General features: G+C 62.2%; 4 protein-coding genes. 1 reads left to right on the forward strand and 3 read right to left on the reverse strand.

The window, feature by feature from the left end:
* Window positions 1-45: 45 nt before the first annotated feature.
* The gene (locus AC1D1P_RS14420) at window positions 46-558 is read left to right on the forward strand and encodes a 6,7-dimethyl-8-ribityllumazine synthase (RefSeq protein WP_477673460.1); all 513 of its coding nucleotides are present in this window, start codon (window positions 46-48) and stop codon (window positions 556-558) included.
* A 94-nt stretch (window positions 559-652) separates the two neighbouring features.
* Here AC1D1P_RS14420 and parC read toward each other — a convergent pair whose 3' ends face one another.
* The 3 genes from parC to AC1D1P_RS14435 all read right to left on the reverse strand — a co-directional run.
* Window positions 653-3,010, reverse strand: a complete 2,358-nt coding sequence (parC, locus tag AC1D1P_RS14425; RefSeq protein ID WP_477673461.1) for a DNA topoisomerase IV subunit A — start codon at window positions 3,008-3,010, stop codon at window positions 653-655.
* Between the two features lie 130 nt (window positions 3,011-3,140).
* Window positions 3,141-4,016 carry a lytic transglycosylase domain-containing protein gene (locus AC1D1P_RS14430; RefSeq protein ID WP_477673462.1) on the reverse strand — a complete coding sequence of 292 codons (876 nt, stop codon included), beginning with the start codon at window positions 4,014-4,016 and terminating at the stop codon, window positions 3,141-3,143.
* On the reverse strand, window positions 4,016-4,822 hold an 807-nt coding region (locus AC1D1P_RS14435), incomplete at its 5' end, for a toprim domain-containing protein (protein WP_477673463.1). The genes AC1D1P_RS14430 and AC1D1P_RS14435, both read right to left, overlap by 1 nt.

Raw genomic sequence — 4,822 nt, forward strand, 5'->3', positions numbered from 1 at the left:
GGCTCGTGCGCCCTGATTCTGGTAACACCTGGCAAAAAGGCATCCATGAGTCAGACAGATATTTCCCCACCTTCGGCTTCCCGTTCGGGCGGCACACCCACCAAGGCATGTTTCGCCTTTATCCAGTCGTCCTGGCACGAAGACATCGTGGACCAGGGCCGCGGCGCTTTCCTGGCTGAGATGGCCAGGCAAGGCGTCGCCGCTGAATCCATCGACACGTTTGAAGTGCCCGGCGCGTTCGAAATTCCGCTCCACGCGAAAAAGCTCGCACAGTCGGGCCGTTATGCAGGCGTGGTCTGCTGCGGTCTGGTGGTCGATGGCGGCATCTACCGCCATGAGTTTGTAGCTGACGCGGTGATCAGCGCATTGATGGGCATCCAGCTGGAAACCGGCGTGCCGGTGTTTTCAGCGGTGCTGACGCCGCAGCATTTTCATGAGCATGAGGAACACCGCAAGTTCTTCACGGAACATTTCCTGACCAAGGGCAAGGAAGTGGCGCAAGCCTGCCTGGAGACGGTGGCCGGCCTCAAGAAGCTTGATTTGTTGCTGGCAGCTTGATTGCTAAATAACTGCCGGCCAGACCGGCGAGCGCAGCATATTGCTATTAAATCAATAGCTGCTTGCGCCCGCCAGTTATGGCCTTCAGTCAGTTTTACTCAACGCGGCTGATGCCGGTGGGTTTGAAGCCCAGGTCGGCCGCCTTGCCCTTGCGCGCGCGCGCCGCACGGGCGTTGTTCAAGCTGCGGATTTCCAGCGTTTCCTCGCGTGCCTTGCCCCCACGGCCAATACCTTCGATCTTCACACTGCGCGTGTAAGCGGCGGCACCAGCCAAAGTGTCTTTGGCTTCGAGGTCGATCAGCATCAGGCCGCGCCCGCCGGCGGCCTGCATCTTGAGTTCCGCGATTTCAAACGTCAGGATGCGGCCGCCGGTCGAGGCGCAAGCCACATGCGTGGCCGGCACCAAGGGCGCCGCTGCGCTGGTGAAAGCGGCATGCGAAGGCCTGCAAATGGTTTCACCTTCAGCGCAGCTGATGAAGGCCTTGCCGGCTTTGAGGCGCGACGTCATGTTCTCGACCGTGGCGAGGAAGCCGTAGCCGCCGCTGGCGCTCAGCAGCAATGCGGCATTGGACGGGCCTGCAAAATAATGCACCAGCTGCGTGCCCGACTCCAGATCAATCAGGGTGGTGAGCGGCTGGCCGTCGCCGCGCGCACCGGGCAGCAATGACACCGGCACCGAATAAATGCGGCCGCGCGAACCAAAGGCCARCAGCGTGTCGATGGTGCGGCATTCGAAGGTGCCGTACAGCCCGTCGCCCGCCTTGAAGGCGAAGCCTGCCGGGTCATGTCCGTGACCGTTGCGTGCGCGCACCCAGCCCTTGTCGCTGATGACCACGGTCACCGGCTCGTCGAGCACCTTGACTTCGAGCACGGCTTTTTTCTCGGCCTGGATCAGCGTGCGGCGCGCATCAGCGAATTGTTTAGCGTCGGCCTCGATTTCCTTGACCAGCAGGCGTTTGAGCGCCGCCGGGCTGCCCAGGATTTCCTCAAGCCGGCCTTGCTCTTCGCGCAGGTTTTTCAGGTCCTGCTCGATCTTGATGGCTTCAAGCCGTGCCAGTTGGCGCAGGCGGATTTCAAGAATGTCCTCGGCCTGGATTTCGCTGAGCTTGAAGCGTGCGATCAGCGCCGGCTTGGGCTCTTCCGACTGGCGGATGATGGCAATCACCTCGTCGATGTTGAGCAACACCAGCTGGCGGCCTTCGAGGATGTGGATGCGGGCCAGCACTTTGTCGAGCCGGTGCTGCGAGCGCTTTTGCACCGTGGTCTGGCGGAACTCTATCCATTCCGCCAGCATCTGGCGCAGGTTTTTCTGCGTCGGCTTGCCGTCCAGCCCGACCATGGTCAGGTTGATGGGCGAGGAGCTTTCCAGGCTGGTGTTGGCCAGCAGCGTGTTGATGAGTTCGGACTGGCTGATCTTGCTGGTCTTGGGCTCGAACACCAGGCGCACGGCGGCGTCCTTGCTGGATTCGTCGCGCACCACGTCGAGCACGGCCAGAATGGTCTGCTTGAGTTGCACCTGGTCCTGGCTCAGGGCTTTTTTGCCGGCCTTGATTTTCGGGTTGGTGAGCTCTTCGATTTCCTCGAGCACACGCTGCGTGCTGACGCCGGGCGGCAGCTCCTGCACCACCAGCTGCCACTGGCCGCGCGCGAGTTCTTCGATCTTCCAGCGGGCGCGCACCTTGAGCGAGCCGCGGCCCGTGCTGTAGGCCGCCGCGATTTCCGCGCCGCTGGAAATAATTTGCCCGCCACCCGGGTAGTCGGGCCCGGCGATCAGCGCATACAGCTCTTCGTCGGCAAGCTTGGGCGTCTTGATGAGCGCCACACAGGCGTCGGCGACTTCGCGCAGGTTGTGGCTGGGGATTTCGGTGGCCAGGCCCACGGCAATGCCGCTGGCGCCATTGAGCAGCGTGAACGGCAGCCGTGCCGGCAACTGGCGCGGTTCTTCGAAAGAGCCGTCGTAGTTGGGTACGAAGTCGACCGTGCCTTCATCAAGCTCATCGAGCAGCAGCGTCGTGATGCGGGCCAGCCGAGCCTCGGTGTATCGCATGGCCGCTGCGCCGTCGCCGTCGCGGCTGCCGAAATTGCCTTGGCCATCGACCAGCGGATAGCGCTGGCTGAAGTCCTGCGCCATGCGCACCATGGCGTCATACGCCGCCTGGTCGCCGTGCGGGTGGTATTTACCGAGCACGTCGCCGACAACGCGCGCGCTCTTGACAGGCTTGGCACCGCTCGCGCCATTCGCCCCGCCAAAACCCAGGCCCATGCGCGACATGCTGAAGAGGATGCGGCGCTGCACCGGCTTCTGGCCATCGCAAACGTCGGGCAAGGCGCGGCCCTTGACGACACTGAGGGCATATTCAAGGTAAGCCCGCTGCGCGTACGCGGCCAGGGAATCCTGGTCTGCGGGTTCGGGGATCGGGGCTACTGCGTCCGGTGTGAAGAGATCATCCATCGTGAATTTGCTTGGGCTAGGTCAAGTTATGCCGGTCCGGTGCGCACAGGCGCGGCCGGTACAGGATTATGAAAAGAAAACGGGGGAAGTCGCTTCAGACTGCCTGCGGCAGAAGGCCAGGTGCATGGTCTCAGTACGGCTCGGGCAAGGCCTCTGGCGTGGCGGTGGACACCACCGTGGGTGACACCATGTTGCCGCGGCCGGTGGCCCCGCCCATCATTTCCATGCGAACGCGGCCGCCGGACGCCATGCTGGGTGGCTTGAGGTGGTTATAGAGCTGCATCACGGTCTTGACGTAGTTTTTGGTTTCGGGATAGTTCGGAATCTYGTTGCCGGCACGCTGAACGGCGCCTTCGCCGGCGTTGTACGCAGCGATGGCCAATTCGAGCTGGCCGGGAAACATGGCAATCAGGTCACTGAGGTAGCTGGAGCCGGCCCGGATGTTGGTCTTGGGATCGGTGAGCCTTTTGTGGATGGTGGAATCCTTGGTGGCCCGCACGCCATAGCGCTCCGCTGTCGGCGGGATCAGCTGCATCAGCCCGACCGCACCCTTGGGCGAAACGGCCTGGGCGTTGAATCCGGATTCGGTGGCGATCAGTGCCTGCAGCAGCTCGTAGTCGATGCCGTGCTTGGCAGAAGCCTCGCGCAGCAGGTGCTTGACGGCCTTGTAGTTAGGCGACACATCAAAGTAGGCCAGCAGCTTGGGCGGCGCATTGGCCACGCCGGTGGCCTGATTGGCGCCATTGCCAACCGCCTTGCCGCTTTTGGCAGCGCTGTTGCCTGCACTAAAGCTTTCTGCGCCGCGGAAAAAAAGCTCATAACGCTCATCGAGCCGTACGGCCGAGAAATGCGCAATGCCTTCTTTATCGACGTAACCCCAGATGTCAGCCCGGGCGGGCGCCGCGAACAGCGCCGCCAGCCCCAGAACGAGCGAAGGCAATGCCGGCGCACGCAACAGGCGTGCAAAGCGCGGCAAGGTTGACGGCAACTTCAAAAAAGAATTCATCAAATATCTATTTCCACGGCGTCACCGTGCAATTCCATCAGTTCGCGGCGCGCTGCGGCCTCGCCTTTGCCCATCAGCTTGGTGATCAGGCTCTCGGTTTGCAGAAAATCCTGGTTGCCCAGTTGCACGGGCAACAGGCGGCGGGTGTCAGGATTGAGTGTGGTTTCCCATAATTGTTCCGCGCTCATTTCGCCAAGGCCCTTGAAGCGGCTGATGCTCCAGGCACCTTCTTTTACGCCATCCTTGCGTAACTTGTCCAATATGGCGGTCAGTTCGCCTTCATCAAGGGCGTACACCTTTGAAGCCGGCTTTTTGCCCCGCGCCGGCGCATCCACCCGGTACAGCGGCGGCCGGGCCACATAGACATTACCTGATTCGATCAATTTGGGGAAGTGGCGGAAAAAGAGGGTCAAAAGCAGCACCTGGATRTGCGAGCCGTCCACATCGGCGTCGCTCAGGATGCARACCTTGCCGTAGCGCAGGCCGCTCAGGTCKGGCGTGTCRTTSGGGCCGTGCGGRTCGACSCCGATGGCGACCGCGATGTCGTGGATTTCGGTGTTGGCAAACAGGCGGTCGCGCTCGACCTCCCAGGTATTGAGCACCTTGCCGCGCAGCGGCAGGATGGCCTGGCTTTCCTTGTCGCGGCCCATCTTGGCGCTGCCGCCGGCCGAATCACCCTCGACCAGGAAGACTTCGTTGTGCGCCAAATCCCGGCTTTCGCAGTCGGTCAGCTTGCCGGGCAGCACGGCCACACCGGAGCCCTTGCGTTTTTCGACCTTCTGGCCGGCTTTCTGCCGGGTTTGGGC

This window comes from Polaromonas sp. P1_E1_2 (assembly GCF_056406035.1).

Coding starts and splice junctions, on each gene's coding strand:
- AC1D1P_RS14420 (WP_477673460.1), top strand. CDS start 46: ATGAGTCAGACAGATATTTCCCCACCTTCGGCTTCCCGTTCGGGCGGC.